Origin of the sequence: Sandarakinorhabdus rubra, assembly GCF_010994245.1 — a bacterium.
Taxonomy (GTDB): Bacteria; Pseudomonadota; Alphaproteobacteria; order Sphingomonadales; family Sphingomonadaceae; genus Sandarakinorhabdus; species Sandarakinorhabdus rubra.
Genome location: NZ_WMHO01000440.1, coordinates 1 through 733, shown reverse-complemented (window position 1 = coordinate 733; position 733 = coordinate 1). Strand labels below are relative to the sequence as shown.

General features: G+C 74.4%; 2 pseudogenes. Both read left to right on the top strand.

Annotated elements, in window-relative coordinates:
- Positions 1-102: pseudogene (locus tag GJV64_RS15780) on the top strand (ATP-binding cassette domain-containing protein); the annotation flags it as partial.
- Between the two features lie 169 nt (positions 103-271).
- Positions 272-733, top strand: a pseudogene (locus GJV64_RS15140) (hypothetical protein); the annotation flags it as partial.

The window sequence follows — 733 nt, the reverse complement described above, 5'->3', positions numbered from 1 at the left end:
CTGTCAGGCGGCGAGCTGCAGCGCGTGGCGATCGCGCGGGCGCTGGCGGCGCGCCCCGCCCTGCTGCTGGCCGATGAGCCGACCGGCAACCTTGATCCCGACACCGCCGGGCGGATCCTGGCGCTGCTCCTCGGCCAGGCCAGGGACAACGGCGCGGCCGTGCTGATCGTCACCCACAGCGAGCGGGTGGCGGCCGCCGCGACGCGCACCTACCATCTCACCGCAGCCGGTCTTGCCCCTGCCGGCCACCCTGCTGGCTGAGGGCGCCGCCTTGGCAAGCTTCCAACCGGTGGCAACGCGCTGGCTGCTGGCCGGCGAATGGCGGTCCCAGCCGGCGCGGCAGGCCATCGCGGTGCTGGCGATTGCCGTGGGCGTGGCGCTGGGCTTTGCCGTCCATCTCGTCAATTCCGCGGCCTTAAGCAGCTTTGGCCAGGCCATCGCCTCGGTCTCGGGCCGGGCCGATCTGGCAGTGCGCGCCCGCACGCCGGCGGGCTTTGACGAAAGCCTCTATCCGCGGCTCGCCCGGCATGACGGCGTGGCGGCCGCCAGCCCGGTTGTCGAACTGGCAGCCAGCTGGGGCCGGCTGGCAAGACCGGGGTCTGCCGCTGGCCAGGGTGGGCGGCTCACCCTGATCGGCGTTGATCCGTTGCGGGCCATTGCCGTCACCCCCGCGCTGGCCGGCGTGGCGCGGCGCGGGCAAGGCGGGGTGGGCAACCGGCCAGACTGGCAGGCC